The organism is Quadrisphaera sp. DSM 44207 (assembly GCF_900101335.1).
Taxonomy (GTDB): domain Bacteria; phylum Actinomycetota; class Actinomycetes; order Actinomycetales; family Quadrisphaeraceae; genus DSM-44207.
This window is the reverse complement of sequence record NZ_FNKA01000004.1, coordinates 1-26,622: the sequence shown is the minus strand read 5'-3', so window position 1 is coordinate 26,622 and position 26,622 is coordinate 1. Positions and strand designations below refer to the sequence as shown.

The 26,622-nt window shown below is 76.0% G+C and carries 23 protein-coding genes and 1 pseudogene; 21 read left to right on the top strand and 3 right to left on the bottom strand.

Going from position 1 to position 26,622, the window contains the following annotated elements; translation table 11 throughout:
- Positions 1-101 precede the first annotated feature (101 nt).
- The 3 genes from BLS82_RS14040 to BLS82_RS14030 all read left to right on the top strand — a co-directional run bounded on the left by BLS82_RS14040 (position 102) and on the right by BLS82_RS14030 (position 2,018).
- A complete protein-coding gene (locus BLS82_RS14040) occupies positions 102-1,109 on the top strand; it encodes an asparaginase (RefSeq protein ID WP_092867150.1) in 1,008 nt (335 codons plus the stop codon).
- On the top strand, positions 1,106-1,597 hold the full coding sequence (gene dtd / locus BLS82_RS14035; protein ID WP_092867148.1) for a D-aminoacyl-tRNA deacylase: 492 nt from the start codon (positions 1,106-1,108) through the stop codon (positions 1,595-1,597). The genes BLS82_RS14040 and dtd overlap by 4 nt, the downstream gene beginning before the upstream one ends.
- A gap of 82 nt (positions 1,598-1,679) precedes the next feature.
- Entirely contained in the window at positions 1,680-2,018 is a 339-nt protein-coding gene (locus BLS82_RS14030; protein ID WP_218123962.1) for a DUF2516 family protein, read from the top strand.
- Positions 2,019-2,062: 44 nt separating this feature from the next.
- On the opposite strand, the gene BLS82_RS14025 is transcribed toward BLS82_RS14030, so the two are convergent.
- Entirely contained in the window at positions 2,063-2,887 is an 825-nt protein-coding gene (locus BLS82_RS14025) for a class I SAM-dependent methyltransferase (RefSeq protein ID WP_092867146.1), read from the bottom strand.
- Positions 2,888-2,925: 38 nt separating this feature from the next.
- On the opposite strand from BLS82_RS14025, the gene mshA reads away from it, so the two are divergent.
- On the top strand, positions 2,926-4,230 hold the full coding sequence (gene mshA / locus BLS82_RS14020) for a D-inositol-3-phosphate glycosyltransferase (protein ID WP_092867144.1): 1,305 nt from the start codon (positions 2,926-2,928) through the stop codon (positions 4,228-4,230).
- A 59-nt stretch (positions 4,231-4,289) separates the two neighbouring features.
- Here the strand turns inward: mshA and BLS82_RS14015 are convergent, their stop codons facing one another.
- Positions 4,290-6,869 carry a helix-turn-helix transcriptional regulator gene (locus BLS82_RS14015; RefSeq protein ID WP_092867142.1) on the bottom strand — a complete coding sequence of 860 codons (2,580 nt, stop codon included), beginning with the start codon at positions 6,867-6,869 and terminating at the stop codon, positions 4,290-4,292.
- Positions 6,870-7,025: 156 nt separating this feature from the next.
- Between BLS82_RS14015 and BLS82_RS14010 the strand changes: the two genes are divergently transcribed.
- The gene (locus tag BLS82_RS14010; protein ID WP_092867140.1) at positions 7,026-7,769 is read left to right on the top strand and encodes a phosphoglyceromutase; all 744 of its coding nucleotides are present in this window, start codon (positions 7,026-7,028) and stop codon (positions 7,767-7,769) included.
- A 35-nt stretch (positions 7,770-7,804) separates the two neighbouring features.
- Here the strand turns inward: BLS82_RS14010 and BLS82_RS14005 are convergent, their stop codons facing one another.
- Positions 7,805-8,764, bottom strand: coding sequence for a sugar-binding transcriptional regulator (locus BLS82_RS14005; protein WP_176819116.1), 960 nt, complete (start codon positions 8,762-8,764; stop codon positions 7,805-7,807).
- Between the two features lie 303 nt (positions 8,765-9,067).
- Between BLS82_RS14005 and BLS82_RS14000 the strand changes: the two genes are divergently transcribed.
- The 16 genes and pseudogenes from BLS82_RS14000 to BLS82_RS16840 form a co-directional block, all read left to right on the top strand.
- Entirely contained in the window at positions 9,068-10,558 is a 1,491-nt protein-coding gene (locus BLS82_RS14000; RefSeq protein WP_092867136.1) for an iron-containing alcohol dehydrogenase, read from the top strand.
- A complete protein-coding gene (locus BLS82_RS13995; protein ID WP_092867134.1) occupies positions 10,548-12,119 on the top strand; it encodes a xylulokinase in 1,572 nt (523 codons plus the stop codon). Before BLS82_RS14000 ends, BLS82_RS13995 begins: the two co-directional genes overlap by 11 nt.
- Positions 12,116-12,985 (top strand): HAD-IIA family hydrolase, encoded by an 870-nt coding sequence (locus tag BLS82_RS13990; RefSeq protein ID WP_092867132.1) that lies wholly within the window; start codon positions 12,116-12,118, stop codon positions 12,983-12,985. Before BLS82_RS13995 ends, BLS82_RS13990 begins: the two co-directional genes overlap by 4 nt.
- A 120-nt stretch (positions 12,986-13,105) precedes the next feature.
- Positions 13,106-14,125, top strand: a complete 1,020-nt coding sequence (locus BLS82_RS13985) for a substrate-binding domain-containing protein (RefSeq protein WP_143028869.1) — start codon at positions 13,106-13,108, stop codon at positions 14,123-14,125.
- 44 nt (positions 14,126-14,169) lie between these two features.
- Entirely contained in the window at positions 14,170-15,720 is a 1,551-nt protein-coding gene (locus BLS82_RS13980) for a sugar ABC transporter ATP-binding protein (protein WP_218123961.1), read from the top strand.
- A gap of 15 nt (positions 15,721-15,735) precedes the next feature.
- Entirely contained in the window at positions 15,736-16,746 is a 1,011-nt protein-coding gene (locus BLS82_RS13975; RefSeq protein WP_092867126.1) for an ABC transporter permease, read from the top strand.
- A 46-nt stretch (positions 16,747-16,792) separates the two neighbouring features.
- Positions 16,793-17,878, top strand: coding sequence for a sugar-binding transcriptional regulator (locus BLS82_RS13970; RefSeq protein WP_092867124.1), 1,086 nt, complete (start codon positions 16,793-16,795; stop codon positions 17,876-17,878).
- A complete protein-coding gene (gene pepD, locus BLS82_RS13965) occupies positions 17,875-19,338 on the top strand; it encodes a beta-Ala-His dipeptidase (RefSeq protein WP_092867122.1) in 1,464 nt (487 codons plus the stop codon). Before BLS82_RS13970 ends, pepD begins: the two co-directional genes overlap by 4 nt.
- Positions 19,335-21,008, top strand: a complete 1,674-nt coding sequence (glpD, locus tag BLS82_RS13960) for a glycerol-3-phosphate dehydrogenase (protein ID WP_218123960.1) — start codon at positions 19,335-19,337, stop codon at positions 21,006-21,008. Before pepD ends, glpD begins: the two co-directional genes overlap by 4 nt.
- A complete protein-coding gene (locus BLS82_RS13955; protein WP_143028868.1) occupies positions 21,005-22,525 on the top strand; it encodes an FGGY family carbohydrate kinase in 1,521 nt (506 codons plus the stop codon). Before glpD ends, BLS82_RS13955 begins: the two co-directional genes overlap by 4 nt.
- 96 nt (positions 22,526-22,621) lie before the next feature.
- A complete protein-coding gene (locus BLS82_RS13950) occupies positions 22,622-23,605 on the top strand; it encodes a thiamine pyrophosphate-dependent dehydrogenase E1 component subunit alpha (RefSeq protein ID WP_218123959.1) in 984 nt (327 codons plus the stop codon).
- The gene (locus tag BLS82_RS13945) at positions 23,605-24,669 is read left to right on the top strand and encodes an alpha-ketoacid dehydrogenase subunit beta (protein ID WP_092867118.1); all 1,065 of its coding nucleotides are present in this window, start codon (positions 23,605-23,607) and stop codon (positions 24,667-24,669) included. Before BLS82_RS13950 ends, BLS82_RS13945 begins: the two co-directional genes overlap by 1 nt.
- Before the next feature lie 46 nt (positions 24,670-24,715).
- Positions 24,716-24,958, top strand: a complete 243-nt coding sequence (locus BLS82_RS13940; protein WP_092867116.1) for a biotin/lipoyl-containing protein — start codon at positions 24,716-24,718, stop codon at positions 24,956-24,958.
- A 13-nt stretch (positions 24,959-24,971) separates the two neighbouring features.
- Positions 24,972-25,829 carry a class II fructose-bisphosphate aldolase gene (locus BLS82_RS13935; protein WP_092867114.1) on the top strand — a complete coding sequence of 286 codons (858 nt, stop codon included), beginning with the start codon at positions 24,972-24,974 and terminating at the stop codon, positions 25,827-25,829.
- Positions 25,826-26,494 (top strand): 2-oxo acid dehydrogenase subunit E2, encoded by a 669-nt coding sequence (locus tag BLS82_RS13930; protein ID WP_092867484.1) that lies wholly within the window; start codon positions 25,826-25,828, stop codon positions 26,492-26,494. The genes BLS82_RS13935 and BLS82_RS13930 overlap by 4 nt, the downstream gene beginning before the upstream one ends.
- Positions 26,491-26,622: pseudogene (locus BLS82_RS16840) on the top strand (lipoyl synthase); the annotation flags it as partial. The gene BLS82_RS13930 and the pseudogene BLS82_RS16840, both read left to right, overlap by 4 nt.

Below are 26,622 nucleotides of genomic sequence, written 5' to 3'. Positions count from 1 at the left end.
GTCGCTGCGAGGCGCCGCTGCGGCACGGGCGCTCGGGCGGTCCGTCCGCGCGCGCCCCAGTGTGACCCGCCCCGCCGGGAGGACGCCGTAGCCTCCCGGCCATGAGGTTCCCCGCGCCGCGCGTGCCCGATCTGCGCCTGGCGGCCACCGCGCAGCCGCTGGCGGCGCTCGTGCGCGGGCCCCTGGTGGAGTCCGTGCACCTGGGCCACCTGGTCGTCACCGGGCCCGGCGGCGAGGTGCTGGCCTCCCGCGGGGACCCGTCCGCGCTGCTGTGGCCCCGCTCCGCGCTCAAGCCGCTGCAGGCCGTGGCCCTGGTGCAGGCGGGGCTCGACCTCTCCGGCGACCTCGACCTGCTCGCGCTCGCGGCGGCCAGCCACAGCGGCGAGCCGGCGCACCTGGAGGGCGTGCGCCGCCTGCTCGCCCGGGCCGGGCTGGACGAGGCGGCGCTGCGCAACACCCCGGACCTGCCGCTGGACCCTGACGTCGCCGCCGCCTGGCGAGCGCAGGGCAGGGGCCCGTCGTCCCTGGCCCAGAACTGCTCGGGCAAGCACGCCGCGATGCTGGCCGCCAGCGCCGCCGCCGACTGGGACCCGGCCAGCTACCTCGACCTCGGCCACCCCGTGCAGCGGCAGGTGCGTGCGACGGTCGCCGAGCTGACCGGCGAGCGCGAGCGGGCCACGACGGTCGACGGCTGCGGGACGCCGCTGCTGGCGACGTCCCTGACGGGGCTCGCGCGCGCCTACGGGCGCATCGCCACCGCGCCGGCGGGGACGGCGCCCGGCCAGGTCGCCGCGGCCGTGCGCGCCCACCCGCACCTGCTCGGCGGCACCGGGCGCGACGTCACCGCGCTCGTGGCCGGCGTCCCCGGCCTGGTCGCCAAGGACGGCGCGGAGGGCGTCTGCGCCGCCGCGCTGGACGACGGGCGCGCGGTCGCGCTGAAGGTGCTCGACGGGTCCGCGCGCGCCCGCCCGGTCGTGCTGGCCGCCGTGCTGCGCCGCCTCGGCGTCGCGGCCCCCGCGCTCGACGAGGTCGGCGACGTCCGCGTGCTCGGCCACGGCCGGCCGGTCGGCGCCCTGACCGCCGTCCTGCCCCCGGACCTGCTCGCGTGAGGGCCGTCGTCCAGCGGGCCAGCCGCGCCAGCGTCGCCGTCGACGGCGCGGTGGTGGGCGCGCTCGACGCCCCCGGCCTCGCCGTCCTCGTCGGCGCCGCCGTCGGCGACGGCCCGGACGACGTCGCGCAGGTGGTCCGCAAGGTCGCCGAGCTGCGGATCCTGCGCGGGGAGGTCTCCGCGGTCGACGCGGGAGCGCCCGTGCTCGTGGTCAGCCAGTTCACGCTGCTCGCCGACACGCGCAGGGGGCGGCGGCCCAGCTGGTCCGGCGCCGCGCGGGCGGAGGAGGCCGAGCCGCTCGTCGACGCGGTCGTGGCGGGCCTGCGCGCCCGCGGCCTGCGGGTGGCCACCGGGGTCTTCGGCGCCGACATGGCCCTCGAGGTCGTCAACGACGGCCCGGTGACCGTCCTCCTGGACACGGCCCGCGGACAGCACCAGCGCCGTGACCGTCCTCCTGGACACGGCCCGCGGACAGCACCAGCGCCGTGACCGTCATCCTGGACACGGCCCGCGGACAGCACCAGCGCCGTGACCGTCATCCTGGACGCGGCCGGCGGTTAGCATTCGCGCCGTGGGCATCATCGGCGCCGGGCAGACCGGGATCTTCTGGCTGCTCAGCATCGCCGCCTTCGCGTTCGAGCTGTGGGCGCTGGTGGAGGCCTCGCGCTTCGGGGCCCGCTCCTACACCGCCGCGGGCAAGCAGACCAAGAACCTGTGGGTCGGCGTGCTCGCCGTCGCCACGGCGCTGGGCTTCCTCGCGCTGCCGATCGCGAACTTCCTCAGCGTGCTGAGCTTCCTCAGCATCCTCTCCGTGGCCGCCGCGGGGATCTTCATGGCCGGCGTGCGCCCCGCGCTGCGCGCCGTGCAGGGCCGGGGCGGCTCCAGCGGCGGCCCGTACGGCGGCTGGTGAGCGCGCGGCCGCAGGCCGTGGAGGAGGACCCCGGACGCGCATGATCACGGGAGGAGGCCCACCGCGGCCGCGGCCACGGTGACCTCGCCCAGGCGCCAGCGCGCGGGGCCGCCGAGCACGGGCCAGCCCTGGTCGCGCACCGCCCGGCACGCCGCGCTCCAGCGCTGGCGCGCGCCGAAGGCGGCCAGGGGAGCGCTGCGCGCCCACGCGGCGTCCAGCGCCGACAGCCACGCGTGCACCGGCTCGCCGGGGGTGTTGCGGTGGATCAGGGCCTTCGGCAGCCGCTCCGCGACCGCGCCGGGCCGCTCCAGCCCCGCCAGGCGCACGCAGAGCGTCAGGGACAGCGGCCGGGGGCGCCCGTCCTCGCCCGCCTCCACCGCGAGCCACGCGGCCCGGCGGCCGACCTCGTCGCACGTGGCGTCCACGAGCAGCCCGCCCGGCGCCAGGTGCGAGACCACCTCCGCCCACGCCGGCGCCACCGCCGCCTCGGGGTACTGGCGCAGCACGTTGGCCGCCCGCACGAGCACCGGACGGCGCCCGCGCAGGACCGCCGGCCCGCCCAGCTCGAAGCCGCCGCGGGCGAAGCGCAGCCCCGGGCGGGCCAGCGGCAGGGCGGCCGCGACGCGCTGCGGGTCGATCTCCACGCCGAGGACCTCCGCGTCGGGGCGGACGGCGCGCAGCCGGTCGGCCAGCTCGACCACCGTGGTGCCCGCCGCGCCGTAGCCGAGGTCGACCACGAGCGGGTCGGGCGCCGCGCGCAGCCGCCGCGCCTGCGCCCCCACCAGCCACCGGTCGATCCGGCGCAGCCGGTTGGCGCCGGTGGTGCCCCGGGTGGGGGAGCCGAGGGGCCGGTGCCCGGGACGCGCCACGGCGCGATGGTCGCAGGCGTCGGTTAGCGTGTCCGGCCGTGAGCGCCCTCTGGCAGCCGCGCCGCGTGGCCGTGATCAGCCTCCACACCTCCCCGCTCGACCAGCCCGGCACCGGGGACGCCGGCGGCATGAACGTCTACGTCGTCGAGCTGGCGCGCCAGCTGGCCGCCCGCGGCACCGAGGTCGAGGTCTTCACCCGCGCCACCTCCTCCGCGCTGGAGCCGGTCGTCCCCGTCGCGGACGGCGTCCTCGTGCGCCACGTGCCGGCGGGGCCGTTCGAGGGCCTCGCCAAGGCGGACCTGCCCGGCCAGATGTGCGCCTTCGCGGCCGGGGTGATGCGCACCGAGGCGCGCCACGAGCCGGGCTGGTACGACCTCGTCCACTCCCACTACTGGCTCTCCGGGCAGGTGGGGTACCTGGCCGCCGAGCGGTGGGGCGTGCCGCTGGTGCACTCGGCGCACACGCTCGCGAAGGTCAAGAACGCCCACCTGGCCGCCGGCGACGCCCCCGAGCCGGCCGGGCGCGTGATCGGGGAGGAGCAGGTGGTGGCCGCGGCCGACCGCCTGGTGGCGAACACCGCCGACGAGGCCCGCGACCTCGTCGGGCGCTACGGCGCCGACCCGGGCCGCGTCGACGTCGTCCCGCCCGGCGTCGACCTGGCGCTGTTCGCCCCGGGGCGGGGCGGGCCGGCCGCCGCCCGCGCCCGGATCGGCGTGCCCGCGCACGCCGCGCTGCTGCTCTTCGCCGGTCGCGTGCAGCCGCTGAAGGGCCCGGACGTGCTCGTGCGCGCGGCCGCGCGGATGCTGCGGGAGGACCCGTCGCTGCGGGGCCGGCTGCTCGTGGCCGTGGTCGGCGGGCCCTCGGGCAGCGGGCTGGAGCGCCCGCACGAGCTGCAGGCCCTCGCCCGCTCCCTGGGCCTGCTCGACGTGCCGGGGGTGCCCGACGCCGTCCGCTTCGAGCCGCCGGCGCCGCGCCCCGTGCTCGCCGACTGGTACCGCGCCGCCGACCTCGTCGCCGTGCCGTCCCACAACGAGTCGTTCGGGCTGGTCGCGCTCGAGGCGCAGGCCTGCGGCACGCCCGTCGTCGCCGCGCGCGTGGGCGGCCTGCCCACGGCCGTGGACGAGCGGACCTCCGGCGTGCTCGTCGACGGCCACGACCCGCACCGCTGGGCGCGCGCGCTGGCGCAGCTGCTGGCCGACCCCGCCCGGCGCGCGCGGCTGGGCGCCGGGGCCCGCCGCCACGCCGAGCGCTTCGGCTGGGCCGCGACGGCGGACGGCGTCCTGGCCTCCTACGCCGCGGCCCTGCGGGCCGCGCGCGGCGAGCGCCTGCCCGCCGCGGGCTGACGCGCGCGAACGGATCCCGGCCGGCCGGTCGGGGCCCGCTCAGGAGCGGCGGGGCCCGCTCAGGAGGGCGGCGGCTGCTCGAGGAGGGCGCGCAGGCGGGCCATGAGGTCCGAGCGCCCGGTGGCCCCGAGGCGCTGGCGGATGCGGGCCACGTGGTGCTCGACCGTCTTCGGCGACAGGTACAGCTGCGCTCCCACCTCGCGGTAGGTGTTGCCGCTGAGCACCAGCGCGGCGACCTCCTGCTCGCGCGGGCTGAGCACTCCCGCGCGGGAGGGGGGCGCGGCCGGCGCCGGAGCGGGCGCGGGCGGCGAGGCGTCGGGCGCTCCCGGGTGCAGCGTGCGGGCGCACTGGAGCAGCACGGCCGTGTCGCGGCGGTCGGCGGTGCGGGCGGCGGCCTGGCCCGCGAGGCGGGAACCGTCCCACGCCAGCCCCGCCGAGCGCAGCCCGCGCGCGGCGTCCGCGACGGCCTCGGCGTCGAAGGACCCGGCGAGCACGCCCGCCCAGGCCTGCGCGGCGCGCGCCAGGGCGCCGGCGCAGGGGCTGCGCCCGGCGGCCCGCGCGAGCGCGGCGGCGTGCGGCCGCAGCTGGTCGGGGCGCTCGGACAGGACCGCGGCCTGCGCGCCGCACCAGTGCAGGGGCGCCGCCCACAGGAGCGGCTCGCCCAGGCGCTCCAGCAGGGCGCGCGCCCGCGCCAGGTAGGGCTCGACCAGCGCCTGCTCGCGCAGGCGCGCGGCGGCCACGGACAGCTCGCCCAGCGGCAGCAGGGCGTAGAGGTCCACCGGCAGGAACGGCAGCCGGTGCCTCGTCTGCGACCACGCGCGCACGAGCGCGGACGCGTCGCTGGTGCGCCGCGCCAGGCCCACCTGCAGGGCCCGCAGGAAGACCTCGTCGCGCGGCTCGGCGCGCGCGCCCGGCGGCACGGCGGCGGCGACCTCCGCGCGGGCCTGCTCGTAGCGGCCGTCGAGCATCGCCACCCACGCCAGCAGCAGCCGGTGGCGCGGCTCGGCGCACCGGCCGCCGGTCCCGGCCTCCAGCGCCCGCCGCAGCACCGACTCCGCCACGCCCAGCTCGCCGGTGTGCATGGCCACGAGGGCGGCCAGCGCGGCGGGGGTGTCCGGGAGCAGGGTCGCGCGACCGCCGGCCGGCAGCACCGCCGCGGCGGAGATCAGCGTCGGCAGCGTCGTGGACGCCGGCTCCAGCGACTCGTGCACCCCCTGGGCCATGAGCGCCGCCGCCGTCGCGGCCAGGGTGGGCGGGCGCGCCGGGTCGGCCGCGGCCCGCGCCGCGGCGAGCACCTCCTCGGCGCCCTCGCGGTCCCCGGTGCCGACCATCGCCACGGCCGCCAGCGGTCCGGCCGCGGCGATCCTCGACGGGCCGAGCCAGCGGTACAGCTCCGCGCTGCGGGCGAGCATGCCGCGCTGGGCCAGGCACGCCGCGGCCACCCGGACGCCGCGCTGCAGGTCCGGCGGGTCCTCCAGGCCCAGCAGCTCCTCGGTGAGCGCCAGCGCCGTGTCCAGGTCGCCCGTCAGGGCGGCGGCCTCGGCGCGCCGGGCCGCCGTCGCCGCGGGCGGCGCGCCGGCGCCGACCGCCTCCGCGAGCAGCGCCGCGGCCAGCTGCGGGTCCTCCGGCAGCGCCCGGGTGCCGGCCTCGGCGAGGGCCTCGGCGACGCGGTGGTCCCGGACGCCGGAGCGGGCGAGGGCGCGGGAGGGCTCGACGAGCCCCTGGCCGCGCCGCGCGGCGACGTCGAGCAGGTGGTGGCGCAGCGCGAGGAGGCGCTCGGCCGGGGTGTTCTCCAGCAGCGCCGCGCGCACCAGCGGCACGAGCGCGCCGTCGGGCAGCAGGTGGCCGCGCGCCCGCGCCTCGTCCACCAGCTCGCGCACCGCGTCGCCGTCCCGCTCGAGCGCGTCGGGCAGGGTGCGCTCGTCGAGCGGGTGCCCGGCCGCGAGCACCAGCAGGAGCCGCCGCAGCGCGGGGGAGACCTGCGCGAGGTCGTCGCGCAGCCGCTCCAGCACGCGCGCCGGCACGCGCGGGACCGCGCCGGGCGCGCCGCCGGCGTCCTGCAGGCCGCGCACGACGTCGCGCACGAGCAGGGGGACGCCGCCGGTGTGCTCGACGAGCAGGTCCACGACGGCCGTGCCGGCCCGGGCGCCGAGGTGCTGGCGGGCGTAGCGCTCCACGCCGGCGCGGTCGAGCGGCTCGAGGACCACCGGCCGCCGCCGCGAGCGCAGCGCCGCCGCGAGGCGGCCGAGCGCCGGGGACGACGGCCACGGGCGGTAGGCGATGACCAGGCGGCTGGAGGGGGCCCGGGCGACCGCCAGCAGCTGCTCGAGCACCGGCTCGGGCAGCAGGTGGGCGTCGTCGACGAGCACCGCCGCCCCGGCCCACCCCGGCGGGCGCTCGAGGGCGTCCGCGCCCGCGACGGGCACGCCGGCCGCCTCGTACGCCCGCCGCAGGGCGCGCAGCGCGCTGGACCTGCCGTGCCCGTCCGGCCCGACCAGGGCGACGGCGAGCGGGGAGGCCGGGGCGGCGGCGACCGCCCCGCAGAAGCGGGCGGCCACCGGGCACAGGGGCACCTCCGGGGCCGCGGCGCCGACCGCCCTCCCGCCGGGCGGGCCCACCGCGCGCAGGGTCGTGCTCACGAGCCCGCTCCGGCTGACGTCATCGGCCCCCCGCCCCGTCCTGTCCCCGCTCATTCCTGGCACCGCCCGCCCGGTGGCGTCAAGGGCCTGACGTCCTGCGTCCCGGGGGCGGGCCGCCGGCCCGGAGGGCGGCCCGCCGTCGCTAGGGTCGAGCGCATGACCTCGACCCTCGTGCTGCTCCGCCACGGCGAGAGCGAGTGGAACGCGAAGAACCTGTTCACCGGGTGGGTGGACGTCCCGCTGTCCGAGAAGGGCCGCGCGGAGGCGCTGCGCGGCGGGCAGCTGCTGCGCGACGAGGGCCTGCTGCCCGACGTCGTCCACACCTCGCTGCTGCGCCGGGCGATCACGACGGCGCACATCGCCCTGGACGCCGCCGACCGGCACTGGATCCCGGTGCGGCGCAGCTGGCGGCTCAACGAGCGGCACTACGGGGCGCTGCAGGGCAAGGACAAGAAGCAGACCCTCGCGGAGTTCGGCGAGGAGCAGTTCAGGACGTGGCGGCGCTCCTACGACGTGCCGCCGCCGCCGATCGACCCCGCGGACGAGTTCAGCCAGGCCGGCGACCCCCGCTACGCGGACCTGGGCGCCGCGGCGCCGCTGACCGAGTGCCTGGCCGACGTCGTCGTCCGGATGCTGCCGCACTGGTACGACGCGATCGTGCCGGACCTGCGCGCGGGGCGCACGGTGCTGCTCGCCGCGCACGGCAACTCCCTGCGCGCGCTCGTCAAGCACCTCGACGGCATCTCCGACGAGGCCATCGCGGGCCTGAACATCCCCACCGGCATCCCGCTGCTGTACGAGCTGGACGACGCCGTGGCGCCGGTCACCCGCGGCGGGCGCTACCTGGACGCCGAGGCCGCGGCCGTCGCCGCCGCCGCGGTCGCGAACCAGGGCCGCTGACGCCGCGGTCGCGGACCAGGGCCGCTGACGCGACCTCAGCCGTCGGAGGCGAGCAGCTGGCTCGCCGTGGTGGTGTCGGTCACGAGGGCGTCGACCCACCGGCCCCGCAGGGCCGCGGCGATGGCCGGGAGCTTGCTGGGGCCGCCCGCCACCGCCCACCGGCTGCGCGCGGAGCGCAGCTGCTCGGCGGTCACGCCGATGACCAGGTCGTCCAGGGGGGTCGGCACGACCCGCCCCTCGGGGTCGAGGAAGTGCAGGCAGACCTCGCCGACGGCTCCCAGGGCCCGGGCCTGCGCCAGCTGCTCCTCCGTGAAGAAGTTGTCGCCCGAGCTCAGGGGCGGGACGATCCGGCCGTTGCCGATGCCGACGAAGGCCACGTCGAGGGAGTCGAGCACCCGCAGCGCCTCCCGGGCGAACGGGTCCTGCTCGAGCAGGGCCTCGCGGATCTCGGGCGCGGTGACGACCCCGGGCGTGCGCAGGAAGACCGGCTGGCTGCCCAGCACGTCGGCCAGCCGCTGCGTGGAGCGGGCGGCCTCGTGCTGCAGGGACGGCGGCCCGAGGTCGCCGAGCATCTCCACCACGTGCTCCGTGGCCGAGCGGCGCGGCTGGAGGGCGGCGACCATCTCGCGCAGGGTCCGGCTCCAGGAGGTGTAGCCGACGGTGCGCGCCTGCAGCGCCGTGTCGCCGACCACGGCGGCCATCGCCTGCCCGAGGTCGCGCGTCAGGCCGGCCTCGTCGAGGCTGACGGCGTCGACCACGTGGGCCTCGGACAGGCCGTAGGCCTTCTCCAGCCCCTCCTCGAGGTCGGCGTGCAGCCCGGGCGGCGGAGCCACGACCGTGCGGATGATGCCCGCCGCCTCGGCCTGCTGGAGCAGCCGCGAGACGCGGGACTGGGACACGCGGAGCCTCTCCGCGACCTCGACCTGGCGCAGGCCGTGGGTGTGGTAGAGCCTCGCGACCTTGGTCATCAGCCGCAGCTCGTCGAAGTTCTCCACGCGAACCCCTCCCCGCCCTAGAGCCGTCTGCCGGCGCCCGTGGCGGCGCACGGATCCTACGTCGCGGTGACCCTCGGTGCCCGCAGGACGGCCCTTGACAGCAGCAGGTGCGCGGACGATGCTCCTGCATCGAGAGTCAAATGACGCATATTGATTCCGCATTCCTGCACCGCCGCACTCCTGCACCGCCGTACTCCTGCACCGCCGTACTCCTGCACCGCCGTACTCCTGCACCGCCGCACCGCCGCGGCGTCGCACGGGGCGCCAGCTGACCGAGGACTCCGCTCCCACGAGAGGCCTGCCATGAGCCCTCCGCCCGCCTCGGGCGCCCTCGCCGCCGTCCGGGACCGGCTCGCCGCCGCCGACCCCGACGGCTCGCTCGTCCCCTGCGGGATCGCGCAGCTGCACATCGGCGCGGACGCGGTCCAGCGGGTGGGCGGCGTCGTGGAGGACCTCCTCGCGGGCGGGTCCTCGCCCGGGCGCCGCCCCGACGTCCTGCTGCTCGTCGACAGGACCCGCATCGAGCGCGCCGGCGCCGACCTCAAGGCCCTGGTGCAGGACCAGCTCGCGCAGCGGGCCGCCGTGCGGCGGGAGGTGCTCGACGACGGGCACGGCGAGCTGCACGTGTCCGAGGCGGTCGTGCAGGCCGCTACCGACGCCGCCCGCGGCGCCGACGCCGTCGTCGCCGTGGGCGGCGGGACGATCAGCGACATCGCCAAGCTCGCCACCGCGCGCGCCGGCGCGGCCGCCCTCGTGGTCGTGCAGACGGCCGCCTCCGTCGACGGGTACACGGACGACGTCTCCGTCGTCCTGCGCGATGGCGTCAAGCGCACGGTCCCCTCCCGCTGGCCCGACGCGGTGATCGCGGACGTGGAGGTCATCGGCGGGGCCCCGCCCGGGATGAACCGCGCGGGCTTCGGGGAGATGACCTCGATGTTCACCGCTCCCGCCGACTGGCGGCTGGCGTCCCTGGTCGGGGTGGACCCCACCTTCCACCGCGGCCCCATCGCCCTCCTGGAGGAGGTGGGCGGGGAGCTCGGGACGTGGTCCGCGGGCCTGCGCACCGCCGAGCCGGAAGCCGTCGAGCAGCTGACCCGGGCCCTGGCCGTGCGCGGCATCGCCACCGGCGTCGCCGGCACCACCGCCGCCCTGTCGGGCGTGGAGCACCTGGTCAGCCACATGCTCGACCTGCACCACGGGGAGCGCGGGGAGCCCATCGGCCTGCACGGCGCCCAGGTCGGGGTGGCCGCGGTCGTCGCCGCCGCCGCGTGGGAGCTGCTCCTCGAGCGCCTGGCGGCCGGCGAGCACGAGACCCCCCGCACCGAGGCGGCGCTCGCTCGGGCCCTCGACGCCGACGCGGCGCGCCGGCGCGTCGAGCGCGCCTTCGCGCCGCTGGACCCCACGGGCCGCATCGGGGGCGAGTGCTGGAGCGACTACGCGAAGAAGCTCGCGGCCGTGGCGCAGCACCGGGAGCAGCTCCGCGGCTTCCTGCGCTCGTGGCGCCAGCACGAGGGCGAGCTGCGCTCCCTGCTGCGCCCGAGCGCGCAGATGGGCTCGGCGCTGCGCGCCGCGGGGGCCGCGGCGACGTTCGAGGAGCTGTCCCCGAGCGTGGACGCCGACCTGGCCCGCTGGGCCGTGCAGCACTGCGCGCTGATGCGCGACAGGTTCACCGCGGTCGACCTGCTGACGCTCCTCGGCTGGTGGGGGGACGCCGAGGTCGACGACGTGCTCGAGCGGGCCGCGCGCGCGGTGGGCCCGGCGGCGGAGGTCTCGGGGGTCGGCCGTGGCGGGTGACTACGTCATCGGCGTCGACTCCTCCACCACGGCCGCGAAGGCCGTGGTGTGGAACCCCGCCGGCCTCGCCGTCTCCTCCGCCCGGTCGACGTTCGAGCTCAGCCGCCCGCGGCCCGGGTGGGGGGAGCAGAACGCCGAGGACTGGTGGGCGGCGACCGCGGCGGCCGTGCGGCGCGCCGTCCAGACCGTCGACGCCTCCCGCGTCGGGGCCCTGTGCGTCACCCACCAGCGCGAGACCTTCGTCTGCCTCGACGCGGCCGGGAACCCGCTGCGGCCGGCTCTGCTCTGGCTGGACGGGCGCGCGGTGCGGGAGGTCGAGGAGCACGGCACCGCCGAGGTGCACCGGATCACCGGCAAGCCGCCGAACCCGACGCCGGCCTGGTACAAGCTCCTGTGGCTGGCCCGCCACGAGCCGGAGACGGTGGCGCGCACCGGCAAGGTCGTCGACGTCCAGGGGTTCCTCGTGCACCGGCTCACCGGCGAGTGGGCCACCTCCTGGGCCAGCGCCGACCCGCTCGGCCTCGTGGACATGACCACGTGCGACTACGACGACGGGCTGCTGGCGGCGGCCGGGCTGCGCCGCGAGCAGCTGGGCGAGCTGCGGCCGCCCGGCACGGTGCTCGGCAGGGTCGCGGACGACGTGGCGCGCGAGCTCGGCCTGCCCAGGGGCCTGCCCGTGGTGGCCGGGGTCGGCGACGGCCAGGCCGCCCAGCTGGGCACGGGCGTGACGGCGTCCGGGCGCGCCTACCTCAACCTGGGCACGGGCGTCGTCTCCGGCACCTACAGCGAGACCTACTCCTACGGCGCGCAGTACCGCACGCTGTTCGCCGCCGTGCCCGGCGCCTACGCGCTGGAGACGTTCATCGGCGGGGGGACGTACAACCTCAGCTGGTTCGTCGAGAAGTTCTCCGGCCTGGACAGCCGGGCCCTGGGCCTGGAGCTGACCCCGGAGCAGATCCTCGAGACCGCGGCCGCCCAGCTGCCGCCCGGCGCCGACGGGCTGCTGCTCCTGCCCTACTGGGCCGGTGCCCTCACGCCCTACTGGGACCACCACGCCCGCGGCGTGCTCGTCGGCCTCACCGGCTCCCACGGCAAGTCCCACGTCTACCGCGCCCTGCTGGAGGGCATCGCGTACGAGCAGCGGCTGCTCACCGACGGGGCCGAGGCGGTGCTGCAGGAGCCGGTGAGCACCCTCGTCGCGCTCGGCGGGGGCTCGCGCAGCCGCGTGTGGTGCCAGATCCTCGCCGACGTCATGCGCCGCCGCGTGGACGTCGTGCGCGAGGCCGAGAGCACCTGCCTGGGGGCCGGGATGCTGGCGGCTGCGGCGGTCGGCGTCCACGACTCCGTCCCCGCCGCGGCCGAGGCGATGAGCGCGACCGCGGGCTCGTACGAGCCGGACGCGGAGCGCTGCGCGGCCTACGACCGGCTGTACGCGGTCTACCGCGACATCTACCCGGCGATGCGCGCCCTGTTCCCGCGGCTGGCCGAGGCCTCCCGCTCCGAGGCCTCCCGCTCCGAGGCCTCCCGCTCCGAGGCCTCCCGCTCCGAGGCCTCCCGGTGAGCGCTGCGCAGCCGCTCGACGGCGCCGGCGTCCGCCCGCGCCCGTACGACGGCTACCTGTTCGACCTCGACGGCACCATCTACCTCGGGGACCAGCTGCTGCCGGGCGCGCACGAGCTGGTCACCGGGCTGCGGGAGACGGGCCGGGCGACCCTGTTCCTGTCGAACAACCCCACCCGGGACCCGGCGATGTACGCGGAGAAGCTGCAGCGCCTGGGGCTGCCGACGCCCACCAGCCACATCGTCAACACCACCGTGACGATGGCGGCGTGGCTGGCCCGCAACGCGCCGGGCGCGGGGGTCTTCGTCATCGGCGAGGAGCCGCTGCGCCGCGCCGTCGAGGCCGCGGGCCTGCGGCTGACGGAGCGGCCCGAGGAGATCGACGTCGTCGTCGCCAGCTACGACCGCGCGTTCGGGTACCGCAAGCTGCAGATCGCGTTCGACGCGCTGTGGATGCACCGGCGGGCCCGCCTGGTGACGACGAACCCCGACGCCTACTGCCCGATGCCGGGCGGGCGCGGCGAGCCGGACGCCGCGGCCGTCGTGGCCGCCATCGAGGCGTGCACCGGCGTGCGCTGCGAGGTCAACGTCGGCAAGCCCAGCCCCCTGATGCTGAGCACGGCCCTCGACGTCCTCGGGCTGGCGCCGCAGGACTGCGTCATGGTCGGGGACCGGCTGTCCACCGACATCGCCATGGCCGTCGACGCCGGCCTGGACTCCGCGCTCGTGCTCACCGGGGAGAGCACGCGCGCCGCGGTCGAGCAGGCGCCCCCGCACCGCCGCCCGCGGTACGTCCTCGAGCGCATCGACGAGCTGCTGCCCGCCGGCGCCGCAGGACGGCGCCGGTCCGTGATCGGCGGGTCTTGACGCGGCCGGGGAACTGCGCCACGCTGCACTGACTACCCAAGCAACGCTTGAATACCTACTCGGCGGCGTCACCGACGACGCCCGGCGAGGACGACCCACGACGGCGTGGAGGAGACCGCGATGCTGCGAGGACGACGCTCCCACGAGGCCCTGCTCGGCTCGGCGGCCGCGGCCCTGCTGGCCCTCGGTGCCACGGGCTGCGGCACCGGCGACGGCGGCTCCGCCGCCGCGGGCGGCGGCGGCGGGGAGGACGTCCGGCTCGGGGTGTCCGTGGCCGACCAGAAGTCCCTGTTCTACGTGGCCGCCGTCCAGGGCATGGAGGCCGCCGCGGAGGAGGCCGGCGTCGAGCTCCTCGTGACCTCGGCGAACAACGACTCCGACGCCCAGGTGGGCCAGGTCGACGACCTGCTCACCCAGCAGATCGACGCGCTCATCTTCACCTCGCAGGACTCGACCGCCGCCGCCGCCGGCGTCCGCGCCGCCAACGAGGCGGACGTGCCGGTCCTCGCGGTGGACCAGCGCCCGGAGAGCGGCGAGGGCGAGCTGGCGACCTACATCGCCACCGACAGCGTCAAGGCCGCGCGCGACCTGTGCACCTGGCTGTTCGAGCAGATGGGCGGGGAGGGCGAGATCGCGATCCTGCACGGCGTCCTGGGCTCGACCGCCGAGATCCAGCGCACGCAGGGCTGCCAGGAGGCGATCGAGGCCGCGCCGGGCATCCGGGTCGTGGCCGAGGAGACGGCCAACTGGGACGAGGCCGAGGCGTTCGAGGCGACCCAGAACATCCTGACGGCGAACCCGGACCTGAAGGCCGTCTTCGGCGAGAGCGACGCGATGGCCATGGGCGCGGCCAAGGCGGCCCAGGAGGCCGGGCGCCACGAGGGGATGCTCTTCGTCGGCATCGACGGCTTCCCGACGATGTTCGAGGCCGTGGAGCAGGGGCTGACCCAGGCCACCATGGCCCAGCAGCCCTACATGATGGGCCAGCTCGCGGTCCAGCAGGCGATCGAGCACGTCCGGGACGGCGCCGAGCTGCCCGCCGAGCAGTACCAGGACACCGTGCGCATCGACGCGGAGACCGTCGGCGGCGAGGACGTCACCGAGTTCTACGGCCCCGACGCCGGTTCCGCCTCCTCCTGATCCCGGTCGGCGCGAGGGGAGGGGCGGTGTCGAGGGTGGCGGCGGTGGGGCAGGAGCCCAGCGGGCTGGTGTGCTCGCAGGTGGGGAAGAGCTACTCCGGGGTCCCGGTGCTGAGGTCGGTGGGCTTCGACGTCCCCCCGGCGGCGGTCGTGGGGCTGATCGGGGAGAACGGCGCCGGCAAGTCGACGCTGAGCTCGATCATCACCGGCGTCGTGCAGCCGGACTCCGGGACGATGACGCTCGACGGGCGCCCGTACGCGCCGTCCTCCCCCGCGGACGCGCTCGACCAGGGGGTGGCCCTCATCCACCAGGAGATCCGGCTGCTGCCGGAGCTCACGGTGGCGGAGAACATCTTCCTCGGGCGCCTGCCGGTGCGCGGCGGGCGCGTGGACCGGCGGCGGATCGACCGCGAGGCGGCGGAGGTGCTCGCCCGGCTCGGGGTCGGGATCGACCCCGGCCGGCCGGTGCGGGGCCTGTCGATCGCCGCGCAGCAGGAGATCGAGATCGCGAAGGCGATCAGCCGCGCGCCGCGCTACGTCGTCTTCGACGAGCCCTCCGCGGCGCTCGGGGAGTCGGAGACCGAGCGCGTCATCGAGCAGATCCGCGCCCTGCGGGACGCCGGGTCGGGCGTCGTCTACATCTCCCACCGCCTCGACGAGGTGCGCGAGGTGGCGGACCGCGTCGTGTGCCTGCGCGACGGCCGGCGCGTGGCCTCCTGGGAGACCGGGGACGTGCCCAAGCAGGAGCTGGTCAACGCCATGGTCGGGCGCGAGTTCAGCTACCAGCACGTGGCGCCCCGGCCCCGGCGCGAGGAGGTCGTGCTCCAGGCGCGGGGGCTGCGGCGCCGCGGGGCCTTCGCGGACGTCGACTTCACCGTCTCCGCGGGGGAGGTGCTCGGCTTCGCCGGCCTGGTGGGCGCCGGGCGCACCGAGGTGGTGCGCGCCCTCGCCGGCGTGGACGCCCTCGACGGCGGCGAGGTGCTCGTCGGCGGCCGGCGGGTGCCCCCGGGGAACCCGCGGGCCGCCATCGCCTCCGGGATCGTCATGGTCCCCGAGGACCGCAAGGGCCAGGGCCTGAACCTCCCGCGCTCGGCGGCGGAGAACATCACCCTGCCGTGGGAGAAGGCCCTGGCCGTGCGGGGCCTCCTGACCAGCCGGACCGTGCGCGCCGTCGGCGAGCGCAAGAGCGCCGAGCTGGACATCCGCGGCCGGATGCACCTGCCGGTGGCCAGCATGTCCGGGGGCAACCAGCAGAAGGTCCTGCTCGCCAAGTGGCTCGTCGAGCGGCCGCGGGTCTTCATCATCGACGAGCCCACCCGCGGCGTCGACGTCGGGGCGAAGGAGGCGATCTACGAGATCCTGCGCTCCCTCGCCGCCGAGGGCGTCGCCGTGATCGTGGTCTCCTCCGAGCTGGAGGAGGTCCTGGGCCTCTGCCACCGCGTCCTCGTGATGTCCGCGGGGCGCCAGCAGGGGGTCCTCGACCGCGCCGAGGCCACCCCCGAGGCGGTGATGGCGCTCGCCGTCAGCCGCTCCGCGCTCGCCGCCGCCGGCGGCTCCGAGCCGTCCGCCGGCCCTGCGCCGGCCGTCCGCACCTGAGCAGCTGGGGACCCCATGACGATGCAGCAGACCGCTCCCCGCGGCACCGGGACGGGGACCACGACCACCGCGCCGTCGCCGGCGCAGCGGGCGCTGGGCGCCCTGCGCTCCCTGCCCGGCCCCCTGGTGGGCCTGGTGGTGATCGTCGTGGTGATGTCCTTCCTGTCGCCGTACTTCCTCACGGTGAGGAACCTGACCAACATCGTCAGCCAGGTCTCCGACGTGGGCATCATGGCCGTCGGCGCCGCCCTCGTGATCATCATCGGGGGCATCGACCTGTCGGTCGGGTCGACCCTGGCGCTGAGCCTGATGACCAGCGCCTGGATGCACGAGGTCCACGGCATCCCCTTCGGGGTGGCGGTGCTCGCCGGCCTGGGCGTCGGCGCGCTCATCGGCCTGATCAACGGGCTGCTCGTCACCCACGGCCGGATCCAGGCGTTCGTGGCGACGCTGGCGACGATGTCGGCCGCCGCCGGCCTGGCGCTGTTCATCACCGACGGCAACCCCATCACCGGCTTCCCGTCGTGGTACCTCGCGCTGACGAGCGCCGAGGTGCTCGGGTTCCCGATCGAGGGCGTCATCCTCGTCGCCATCTACCTCGCCGCCGGCTTCTGGCTGCGCTACCGCCCGAGCGGCCGGGCGCTGTACGCGATCGGGGGCAACCCCGAGGTCGCCCGCCTGTCGGGGATCGGCGTCCGGGCCCTGACGATCCGCGTCTACGTCACCGCCGGCGTCCTGGCCGCCGTCGCCGGCGTCGTGGTCGGGTCCCGGCTCGACTCCGCGCAGCCGACGGCCGGCACGGCGGACCTGCTCAACGTCATCGCGGTCGTCGTCATCGGCGGCGCGAGCCTCGCCGGCGGGTCGGGCAGCATGCTCGGCACCTTCATCGGCCTGCTGATCATCGGCGTCCTCAACAACGGGATGGCGCTGCTCAACGTGTCGCCGAACCTGCAGCCGGTCGTCATCGGCGTCGCCATCATCGCGGCGGTCGTCACCGACCGCCGCGGGGCGAGGACCCGCGCCTGAGCGTCGGGCCAGCACGGGCCACCCGGGCGCGTCGAGGAGGACCGTCATGAGCGAGGCGCCGGCCAGCCGGCCCAGCCAGGAGCTGCTGCGCGCGATGACCGTCGCGGCCCGGCTCTACCACGTCGACGGCGTGCGGCAGCGGGACATCGCCGAGCGCCTGGCCACGTCCCAGGCGCGCGTCTCGCGCCTGCTGCGCCAGGCCGAGGACCACGGCATCGTGCGCACCGTCGTCGCGGTGCCCGAGGGGCTGCACCCGGACCTGGAGGAGAGGCTGGAGCAGCTGCACGGCCTCAGCGAGGTCCACGTCGTGGAGGTCCCCGGTGGCGACGGGGCGGTCGCCACCGCCCTCGGCCCGGCGGCCGCGCGGCTGCTCGCCGACGTCCCCCTGGAGCGGGCGGTGGTGGGCTTCACGCCCTGGAGCTCCACGCTGCGGGCGATGGCGGCCTCCCTGGACGGCGTGCGGCGCACCGGCGCCGCGCACGTGGTGGAGATGCTCGGCGACCTGGGCCCGCCGCTGCTGCAGCACGAGGCCGCCCGCGCCACGCAGCGCCTGGCGGAGGCGCTGGGCGCCGAGCCCGTCTTCCTGCGCACCCCGGGCGTCGTGGCCACGCCCGCCCTGCGCCGGGCGCGCCTGCGCGACCCGCACGTGCGCCGCGCGCTGGACCTGCTGGACCGCCTCGACGTGGCCTTCGTCGGGATCGGGCCGGTGGACTTCCACAGCGGCCTGGCGGGCGAGGGCTTCTTCAGCGCGGACCAGCTCGCCGCGGCCCGCGAGCGGGGCGCCGTGGGCCAGCTGGACCTGCGCCTGGTCGACGCCCGCGGCCGCGCCGTGCCGACGCCGCTGGACGACCTCGTCGTCGGCGCCACCCTCGAGCAGCTGCGCGGGGCCCGGCGCCGGGTCGCGGTCGCGGGCGGTGCCAGCAAGCACGAGCCGCTGGCCGCCGCCCTCGCCGGCGGCTGGGTCGACGTCCTCGTCACCGACGCCGCCTCCGCCCGGCACCTGCTGGCCGGGCCGCGCCGCGACGGCCCGCCGCCGCGGGCGCCCGCCGCGCGCGCCGGCCACCCCCTGACCGCCACCTCCCGACGACCACCCGCTGACCACCTGACGACTCGAGAAGGAGCACACCGATGACCGTCCTGGAGTCCCTGCAGCCGCGAGAGGTCCTCTCGTTCTTCGAGACCCTCGCCGGCATCCCCCGCGGCTCGGGCAACGAGGAGCGCGTGGCCGAGTGGGTGGTGCGCTTCGCCCGCGAGCGCGGCCTGGAGGCCGTGAAGGACGACATGCACTGCGTGCTCGTGAGGAAGCCGGGACAAGGCGGCCTGGAGGACGCCCCGCCCCTGATCCTCCACGGGCACCTGGACATGGTGTGCGAGAAGGAGGAGGGGGTCAGCATCGACTTCGAGAACGACCCCATCAGGCTCGTCGTCGAGGGCGACTACATCACCGCCGACGGCACCTCCCTCGGCGCCGACAACGGCATCGGCGTCTCCTACATCCTCGCCCTGCTGGACTCGAAGGACATCCCGCACCCCCCGCTGGAGGCCGTCCTGACGGCGATGGAGGAGAAGGGCAAGTACGGCGCCGGGCGCTTCGACACCTCGCAGCTGACCGGCAAGCGGATGATCGACTTCAACTGGATCACCGACAAGGAGATCCTCGCCGGCTGCAGCGGCGACGTCACGATGACCATCGACGTCCCCGCGCAGTGGGAGGACGCGCCCGCCACCCATCCCGAGGCCCGGCTGCTGAAGGTCCGGGGCCTCGCCGGCGGGCACTGCGAGTTCGACATCCACCTGGAGCGGGCGAACGCCCTGCTGGTGCTGGCGCGCGTGCTGACGCGGGCCCTCGACGAGCTCGACGTGCGGATCGCCGACCCCACCGGCGGCGCCCAGAACAACGCCATCCCCGCCGACGCCCAGGTCGTCCTCGCCCTGCGCCCCGAGGACGTCGCGGGCGTGGAGGAGGTGGTCGCGCGCGTGCAGGGCGAGCTGGAGCGGGAGTACGAGCGGGCCGACCCCGGCATCCGCCTGGAGCTGGAGCCCGCCGAGCAGCCGGAGCGGGTGTTCTCGGCGGAGGCCGGCGCCCGCCTCGCCCGGCTGGTCTCCCTGGTCCCCAACGGGGTGATCAGCTGGAACCTGGCGGTGCCCGGGCGCGTGGAGACGTCGAACAACCTCGGCACGATCCGCACCACGGACGACGGCGCCCGGCTGATGTCGACGATCACCTCGGCGCTGACCTCGCGCAAGCACGAGGTCTTCGACCGGGTGCGCGCGCTGGCCGCCCTCGCCGGCGGCGGGGTGGGCGTCGAGCAGTACGGCCTGGACGCGCCGGAGTTCGCCTACGAGCCGGACTCGCCGCTGCTGAAGGTCGCCTCCGAGGCCTACCGCGACGTCATCGGCGAGGAGCCGGAGGTGGAGGTGTCCCAGTGCAGCCTCGAGCTGGGGATCTTCAGCAACACCCTGGGCCTGGACACCATCTCCATCGGCACGGAGCTGCACGACCTGCACAACCCCAAGGAGACCGTCAGCCACCGGTCGGTCGCGAAGGTGTGGCCGCTGGTGCGCGAGGTCGTCGGGCGGCTGGGCCGGTGAGCGCCGCACCGGGCGCGGGAGCGCGCCCTCCCGCCGTCGACGAGCTGTCCGCGCCCTTCGACGTCGTCGTCGTCGGCGCGGGCATCAACGGGCTGGGCATCGCCCGCGACGCGGCCCTGCGGGGCCTGCGCGTGGCGCTGCTGGAGCAGGACGACCTGTGCAGCGGGGTCTCGGCGTGGTCCGGGCGGCTGGTCCACGGCGGCCTGCGCTACCTGGAGCACTACGAGGTCGGCCTGGTGCGCGAGTCCCTGCGCGAGCGCGAGCTGCTCTTCCGCGTGGCGCCGCACCTGGTGGAGCCGGTGCGGCTGATGATGCCGTTCTACCGGCACAACAAGCGCCCCGGCTGGATGATCCGGCTCGGGATGGTGCTCTACGACGTCCTGTCCTTCGACAAGAAGTCCCCGAGCCACCGCATCCTCTCGCTGCGGGAGACCGTGGAGCGGTTCACCGGGATCAACCGCGACGGGCTCAGCGGGGCGGCGCTGTTCACCGACGGCCAGGTGGAGGCCGCCGAGCGGCTGTGCGTCGAGCTGGCGGTGGCCGCCGTCGGGGACGGGGCGGTCATCCGCACCCGGGCGCGGGTCGAGGAGGTCCTCGTCGAGGGCGGGAGGGTCCAGGGCGTCCGCTTCGTCGACACCCGCAGCGGAGAGGTCGGGGAGGTCCGGGCGCCCGTCGTCTACAACGTCGCGGGCCCCTGGATCGACCGGGTCTTCCGCCGCGGCGCCCCGGAGCAGCCGCGGCTGAACGGGGGCACCAAGGGCAGCCACCTCGTCGTGGACCCCTTCCCCGGGGCGCCCGCGGACGTCGTCTACTACGAGTCCCGCCGCGACGGGCGCCTGGTGCTCGTCATCCCGTGGATGCAGCGCTACCTCATCGGGACCACGGACATCCGGTTCGAGGAGGACCCGGTGCAGGCCCGCTGCGACGCGGACGAGATGGCCTACATGCTCAACGAGGTCAACAGCCTGGTGCCCGGGGCGAACCTGACCCAGGACGACGTCCTCTACACCTACTCCGGAGTGCGGCCCCTGCCCTACGCCCCCGGCGTGCCGGAGTCGAAGGTCACCCGCACCCACGTCCTGCACGACCACGGCCCGCAGCTGCAGGGCCTGGTCACGGTGGTGGGCGGGAAGCTGTCGACCTACCGCCAGCTCGCCGAGGACGCGGTCGACGACGTCTTCACCAGGCTCGGGCGCAAGGCCCCGCCCTGCGTGACGCAGAAGATCCCCTTCCCGGGCGCGGTCGGGGACCGAGGCGCCGTGCGCGCCGCGCTGCTGTCCCGGGCCGGGCTGTCCGAGCGCACCGCCGACCGCCTGCTCGGCCTGTACGGGGCCCGGGCCGCGGACGTCGTGGCCTGCGCGGCGGGCGACCCCGAGCTGCTGGAGGTCTTCGACCCGGAGTCCGGGGCGATCGGCGCGGAGCTGCTCTTCGCCGTCCGGCGCGAGCTGGCGGTCAGCCTCGCCGACGTGATGGCGCGGCGCGTCCTGCTGGCGTTCCAGCCCGGGCACGGCCTGGAGACCGTCGACCGGGCGGCGGCGGTCCTCGGTGACCGGCTCGGGTGGGACGAGGAGCGCCAGCGCGCCGAGGTGGCCGGCTACCGGCAGTGGCTGGAGCGGCTGGCCGTGCCGGGTCGGGCGGCGGACCCGGCCCCTGCGGGCGCACGGCGATGAGCCCCCGGTACGTGATGGCCCTGGACGAGGGGTCCACCAGCGCCCGCACGGTGCTGGTGGACCCCGAGGGCCGGATCGTCAGCGAGGCCCGCAACCCGCTGGTGCCGATCTTCCCGCGGCCCGGGTGGGTCGAGTTCGACCCGGTCGCCCTCTGGCGCGCCCAGCACGACAGCATGCGCCAGGCGATGGCCCAGGTCGGCGCGAGCGGGGCCGACATCGCCGCGGTCGGCATCACGACCCACCGCGAGTCGGCGATGGTCTGGGACCGGCGCACCGGCGAGCCCGTCCACAACGCGGTGATGTGGATGTCGAAGCAGACCGACCCCCTCGTCCGCCGCTGGAGCGCCGCGGGGCTGGACCCGGTCGTGCGCGAGCGCACCGGGGTCAACAACGACTCCTACTTCAGCGCGGGCAAGCTGGCGTGGCTGGTGGAGAACGTGCCCGGCGCCCGGGAGCGGGCGCTGCGCGGGGAGCTCGCGGCGGGGACGGTCGACACGTGGCTGCTGTGGAACCTCACCGGCGGCCGGTCCCACCTGACCGACCACAGCGAGGCCTCGCGGACGGCGCTGTTCAACCTCGGGCAGCTGGCCTGGGACGAGGAGCTGTGCGCGGCCTGCGACGTGCCGCTGGAGCTCCTGGCGCCGGCCGTCGCCTCGGACAGCCGCTTCGGGGAGGTCGACCCCGCGGTCCTCGGCGGCCCCGGAGGGCCGCCCGTGCCGGTCACCGCCGTGCTGGCCGACCAGCAGGCGGGGATGTTCGGCCAGGCGTGCTTCACCGTCGGCTCCGTGAAGAACACCTACGGCACCGCCGGGGTGCTGACCGCCAACTGCGGCCAGGCGCCGGTCGACCTGCCGGGGCTGACCTCGAGCGTGGCCTGGACGGTGCAGGGGCGCACCGACTTCGAGGCCGAGGGCGTCGTCTTCTCCTGCGGGCAGACCCTGCAGTGGCTCCGGGACCGGCTGGGCGTCTTCGGCCCGGGGGACGACGTCGAGGCCCTCGCGCGCCGCGCGGGGGACAGCGGCGGGGTGTACCTGGTGCCGGCCTTCGCCGGCCTGTGCGCACCGCACTGGGACCGGCAGGCGCGGGCCAGCATCGTGGGCCTGACCCTGGAGAGCGGCGCCGAGCACGTCGTGCGCGCCGGGCTGGAGGCGATGGCCTACCAGACCCGCGACAACATCGACGCGCTCGTGCGGGGCGGCGTGCCCGTGCCCGAGCTGAAGGTCGACGGCGGGGCCACGCGCAACGACCTGCTCTGCCAGTTCCAGGCCGACATCAGCGGGATCCCCGTCGTCCGGCCCGACCAGCTGGAGCGCACGGCCCTGGGCGTGGCCTACCTGGCCGGCGCCGGCGCCGGGGTGTGGAGGGTGCCGGACGACGTCGAGGGCGGCTGGCGCGCCGAGCGCGTCTTCGAGCCCTCCATGCCCGCCGACCGGCGCGAGGAGCTGTACGCGGGGTGGCAGGACGCCGTCGCGTCCGTGCGCGGGCGCACCCCGGTGGGGGCCGCCGCCGCGCCCTAGCCCTCCCGCCCGCCCGCCCCTCGCGGGCCTTGTGGCTCCCTGCGTGGTCCACTAGCATCGTGATGCTGACATCGAATGAATATGCGAGGAGGAGCGATGGAGCTCTCACCCGAGACCCTGGTGGAGATGCAGCGGCGCATGCTGCGGATCCGCCGGTTCGACGAGCGGGCCTCGAAGATGGTCAAGCGCGGAGCGATCCCCGGCACGGTGCACACGAGCATCGGCCAGGAGGCGCAGGTGGTCGGGGCCACGATGGCCCTCGGCGACCAGGACTACATGAGCGGCAACCACCGCAGCCACGGCCACCCGATCGGCAAGGGCTCCCCCCTGGGCCCGCTGATGGCCGAGCTGGTGGGCAAGGCCGGCGGTGTCTGCGGCGGCAAGGGCGGCTCCCTGCACCTGGCTGACTTCAAGGTCGGCAGCCTCGGCGAGTCCGGCATCGTGGGGTCCTCGATCCCGATCGCCACCGGCGCGGCGTTCTCCAGCAAGGTGCTCGGCAACGGGCGGGTGGCCCTGGCGTTCTTCGGGGACGGCGCCGCCAACCAGGGCTGCCTGTACGAGTCGATGAACATGGCGGGCGCGTGGGACCTGCCCGTGATCTTCCTGTGCGAGAACAACCAGTACGCCCTGTCCACGCCGGCGCACACGGTCACCTCGGGCGTCATCGCCGAGCGCGCGGCGGGCTTCGGCATGCCGGGGGTGCGGGTCGAGGACGGCCAGGACGTCCTGGAGGTCTACGAGGCGGTGAAGGCCGCCGTCGACCGCGCCCGCCGCGGGGAGGGCCCGAGCCTGGTCGAGGTCGTGACCTACCGCTTCAACGAGCACTCCGAGGGCCTGCGGATCGGCGTCGACTACCGGGACAAGGACGAGAAGGCGCAGTGGGTCGAGCGCGACCCCCTCATGATCCTCCGGCAGCGGCTCGTCGACGACGGCGTCGCCACCGCCGAGCAGATGGACGCCCTCGAGGCCGAGGTGCTCGCCGAGGTCGACGAGGCCGTGCGCTTCACCGAGGAGAGCCCGTTCCCGGACCCGTCGATCGCCTTCCAGGACCTCTACACCGAGCCGATCGGAGCCCGCTGATGACCGTCATGAGCTACCTCGGAGCCATCGGCGCCGCCCAGCGCGAGGCCATGGAGGCCGACGAGCGCGTGGTCATCATCGGGGAGGACGTCGAGGCCAACGTCTACGGCACCACCGGAGGGAGCGGGAAGTCCCGTGCCGAGAAGGGCGACTTCCTGCAGATGTACGGGCGCGACCGCATCCGCAACACCCCCATCTCCGAGGAGGGGATCGTCGGCGTGGCGATCGGCGCGGCCATGACCGGCCTGCGCCCGATCGTGGACCTGTCCTACTCCAGCTTCCTGTACATGGCCATGGACCAGTTCGTGAACCAGGCCGCCAAGAACCGGTACATGTTCGGGGGCCAGGCCTCGATCCCCGTGGTCTTCCGCTCCGCGATGTTCTACGGCCTGAACACCGGCGCCCACCACTCCGACCGGCCCTACCCGATGTTCATGAACGTGCCGGGCCTGAAGATCATCGCTCCGGCGTGCCCCAGCGACGCCAAGGGGCTGCTGCGCACGGCGATCGACACGGACGACCCGGTGCTGACCTTCGAGGCGTGCCTGCTCTGGGGCACCAAGGAGGAGGTGTCCGAGGAGGAGTACCGCATCCCCCTCGGACAGGCGCGCACCGTCCGCCAGGGGTCCGACATCACGGTCGTGGCCGTCTCCAGCGCCGTGCCGGAGGCGGTCAAGGCCGCCGACGCCCTGGCCGAGCAGGGGATCTCCGTGGAGGTCGTCGACCCCCGCACCCTCGTCCCCCTGGACGCCGAGGCGGTCGTGCGGTCGGTCCAGCGCACCGGTCACCTGGTCGTCGCCGACCCCGCCCACCGCACCTGCGGCGCGGCCGCGGAGATCTCCGCGATCGTCGCGGAGGAGGCGTTCGAGTCCCTGCGCGCGCCGATCGTGCGCGTGACGACCCCGGACACGCAGATCCCCTTCAGCCCGGCGCTGGAGAAGCAGCTCTACCCGAGCCGCACCTCCATCGCCGACGCGGTCCGCCGCGTGCTGGGGGAGCGGGTGCAGCTGCCGGCGTCCCCGGAGCGCGCGGACGACGAGCTCTCCACCAGCGCGCCGCGCTGAACCACCCGCACGGCCGCAGCACACCGACGACAGAGATGGGGCGAACATGGCGAGGGTCGAGGTCCTGCTCCCGCAGTGGGGGATGGGCATGAGCGAGGGCACCATCAGCAGCTGGCTGAAGTCCGTGGGTGACACCGTCTCCGAGGACGAGCCCCTGGCGGAGGTCGAGGCCGAGAAGGTCGAGGAGACCCTCGAGGCCCCGGCCAGCGGCACGCTCTCGGAGATCGTCGTGCCCGAGGGCGAGACCGTCGAGGTCCGCACCGTCGTCGCCGTCATCGAGACCGACTGACGGGGGCGGGACCGTGGTCTGGGCCGACCCGAGGAGGGTCGTCGAGCAGGCGAAGGCCGGCGGCTACGCCGTCGGCGGCTTCAACATGCACAACGAGGAGACCACCCAGGCCCTCGTGCGAGCCGCCGAGCAGGCCGGGGCGCCCGTGTTCCTGCAGGTCGGGCGCGCCATCGTGCCCCACATGGGCCTGCGCAGGGCGTACGAGCTGACCCGGCGGGTGGCGGAGGAGTCCGACGCCGAGATGGTCATCCACCTCGACCACGGCCCGTGGGACGAGGTCTTCGAGGCCATCCGGCTGGGCTTCGGGTCGATCATGTACGACGGCGCGCACCTGCCCTTCGAGGAGAACATCCGCACCACGAAGCGCATCGTCGAGGTCGCGCACGACTTCGGCATCCCCGTGGAGGCGGAGCTCGGGAAGATCCCCGACGCCGACCAGGAGGTGGACTGGGCGTCGTACTACACGGACGTCGCCGAGGCGGAGCGGTTCGTCGCCGAGACCGGCGTCGACTGGCTGGCCGTCTCGGTCGGCATCGTCCACGGCGTGCCCCTGTCCGAGCCGCAGCCGCTCGACATCGCGCGGATCAAGGAGATCAAGGCGGTCACCGGCGTCCCGCTGGTGCTGCACGGGGCCTCCGGCGTCCCCGACGACGAGATCCGCGCCGCCACCGACGCCGGGGTGCGCAAGTTCAACGCCGACACCGACCTCCGCCACGCCTTCCGCTCCGGGATCGAGGCCGTGTGGGCCCAGGGCGACCGGCAGCTGGAGGACGCGATGGCCGAGGGCCGCTCGCGCATGATCGAGGCGACGGTCGCCAAGATGCGCCTGTACGGGTGCGCCGGGCGCGCCGGGTCGGCGGTGGCCGCATGACCACCACCGCGACGCCCGCCGGCACCACGACCCCCCTGAAGGGGATCCGGCGCACCGCGGCCCGGCGCATGGTCGCCGCGTGGGAGGCCCCCGTCTTCCACCTCGCGGTCGAGGTCGACATGACCACGCCCGTGGCGGTCAAGGGCCGGGCGCCCGGCGCGACGGTCACGGACGCCCTGCTCGCCGCGTGCGCCGGCGCGCTCCGGGAGCACCCGGCGCTGAACGCCCACTACGCCGACGAGGCCGTGACCACCTTCGAGCAGGCCAACCTCGGCATCGCGGTGGCCACGCCCGCGGGCCTGGTGGTCCCGGTGGTCCACGGCGTCGAGGCGCTCGACCTGGCCGGGATCGCCGCGAAGCGGCGGGAGGTGGTCGAGCGCGCCCGCACCGGCGCGCTCGCCATGGCCGACGTCACCGGGGGGACCTTCACCGTCTCCAACCTCGGGATGCTGGGGATCGACCGGTTCGACGCCATCCTCAACGTGCCGCAGGTGGCCATCCTCGCCGTGGGCAGCACCCGCCAGCGGCAGGTGTGGAACGACGGCGACCCCGCCTGGCGACCCGTCGCGGAGATGACCCTCACCTGCGACCACCGGGCGATCGACGGCGCCACGGGAGCCGCCTTCCTCACCGCGCTGCGCGACCGGCTGGAGTCCGGTCGGTGACCCTGGTTCCTGATGGTCGGCGGTTGTTGCGCGTCGAGGCGCGCAACGCGGCCGTTCCGATCGAGCGCAAGCCGGAGTGGATCAAGACGCGGGCGCGGATGGGCCCGGAGTACACCGAGCTGAAGTCC

Coding starts and splice junctions, on each gene's coding strand:
- BLS82_RS14040 (WP_092867150.1), top strand. CDS start 102: ATGAGGTTCCCCGCGCCGCGCGTGCCCGATCTGCGCCTGGCGGCCACC.
- BLS82_RS14010 (WP_092867140.1), top strand. CDS start 7,026: ATGACCTCGACCCTCGTGCTGCTCCGCCACGGCGAGAGCGAGTGGAAC.
- BLS82_RS14000 (WP_092867136.1), top strand. CDS start 9,068: ATGAGCCCTCCGCCCGCCTCGGGCGCCCTCGCCGCCGTCCGGGACCGG.
- BLS82_RS13985 (WP_143028869.1), top strand. CDS start 13,106: ATGCTGCGAGGACGACGCTCCCACGAGGCCCTGCTCGGCTCGGCGGCC.
- BLS82_RS13975 (WP_092867126.1), top strand. CDS start 15,736: ATGACGATGCAGCAGACCGCTCCCCGCGGCACCGGGACGGGGACCACG.
- BLS82_RS13970 (WP_092867124.1), top strand. CDS start 16,793: ATGAGCGAGGCGCCGGCCAGCCGGCCCAGCCAGGAGCTGCTGCGCGCG.
- pepD (WP_092867122.1), top strand. CDS start 17,875: ATGACCGTCCTGGAGTCCCTGCAGCCGCGAGAGGTCCTCTCGTTCTTC.
- BLS82_RS13955 (WP_143028868.1), top strand. CDS start 21,005: ATGAGCCCCCGGTACGTGATGGCCCTGGACGAGGGGTCCACCAGCGCC.
- BLS82_RS13950 (WP_218123959.1), top strand. CDS start 22,622: ATGGAGCTCTCACCCGAGACCCTGGTGGAGATGCAGCGGCGCATGCTG.
- BLS82_RS13945 (WP_092867118.1), top strand. CDS start 23,605: ATGACCGTCATGAGCTACCTCGGAGCCATCGGCGCCGCCCAGCGCGAG.
- BLS82_RS13940 (WP_092867116.1), top strand. CDS start 24,716: ATGGCGAGGGTCGAGGTCCTGCTCCCGCAGTGGGGGATGGGCATGAGC.
- BLS82_RS13930 (WP_092867484.1), top strand. CDS start 25,826: ATGACCACCACCGCGACGCCCGCCGGCACCACGACCCCCCTGAAGGGG.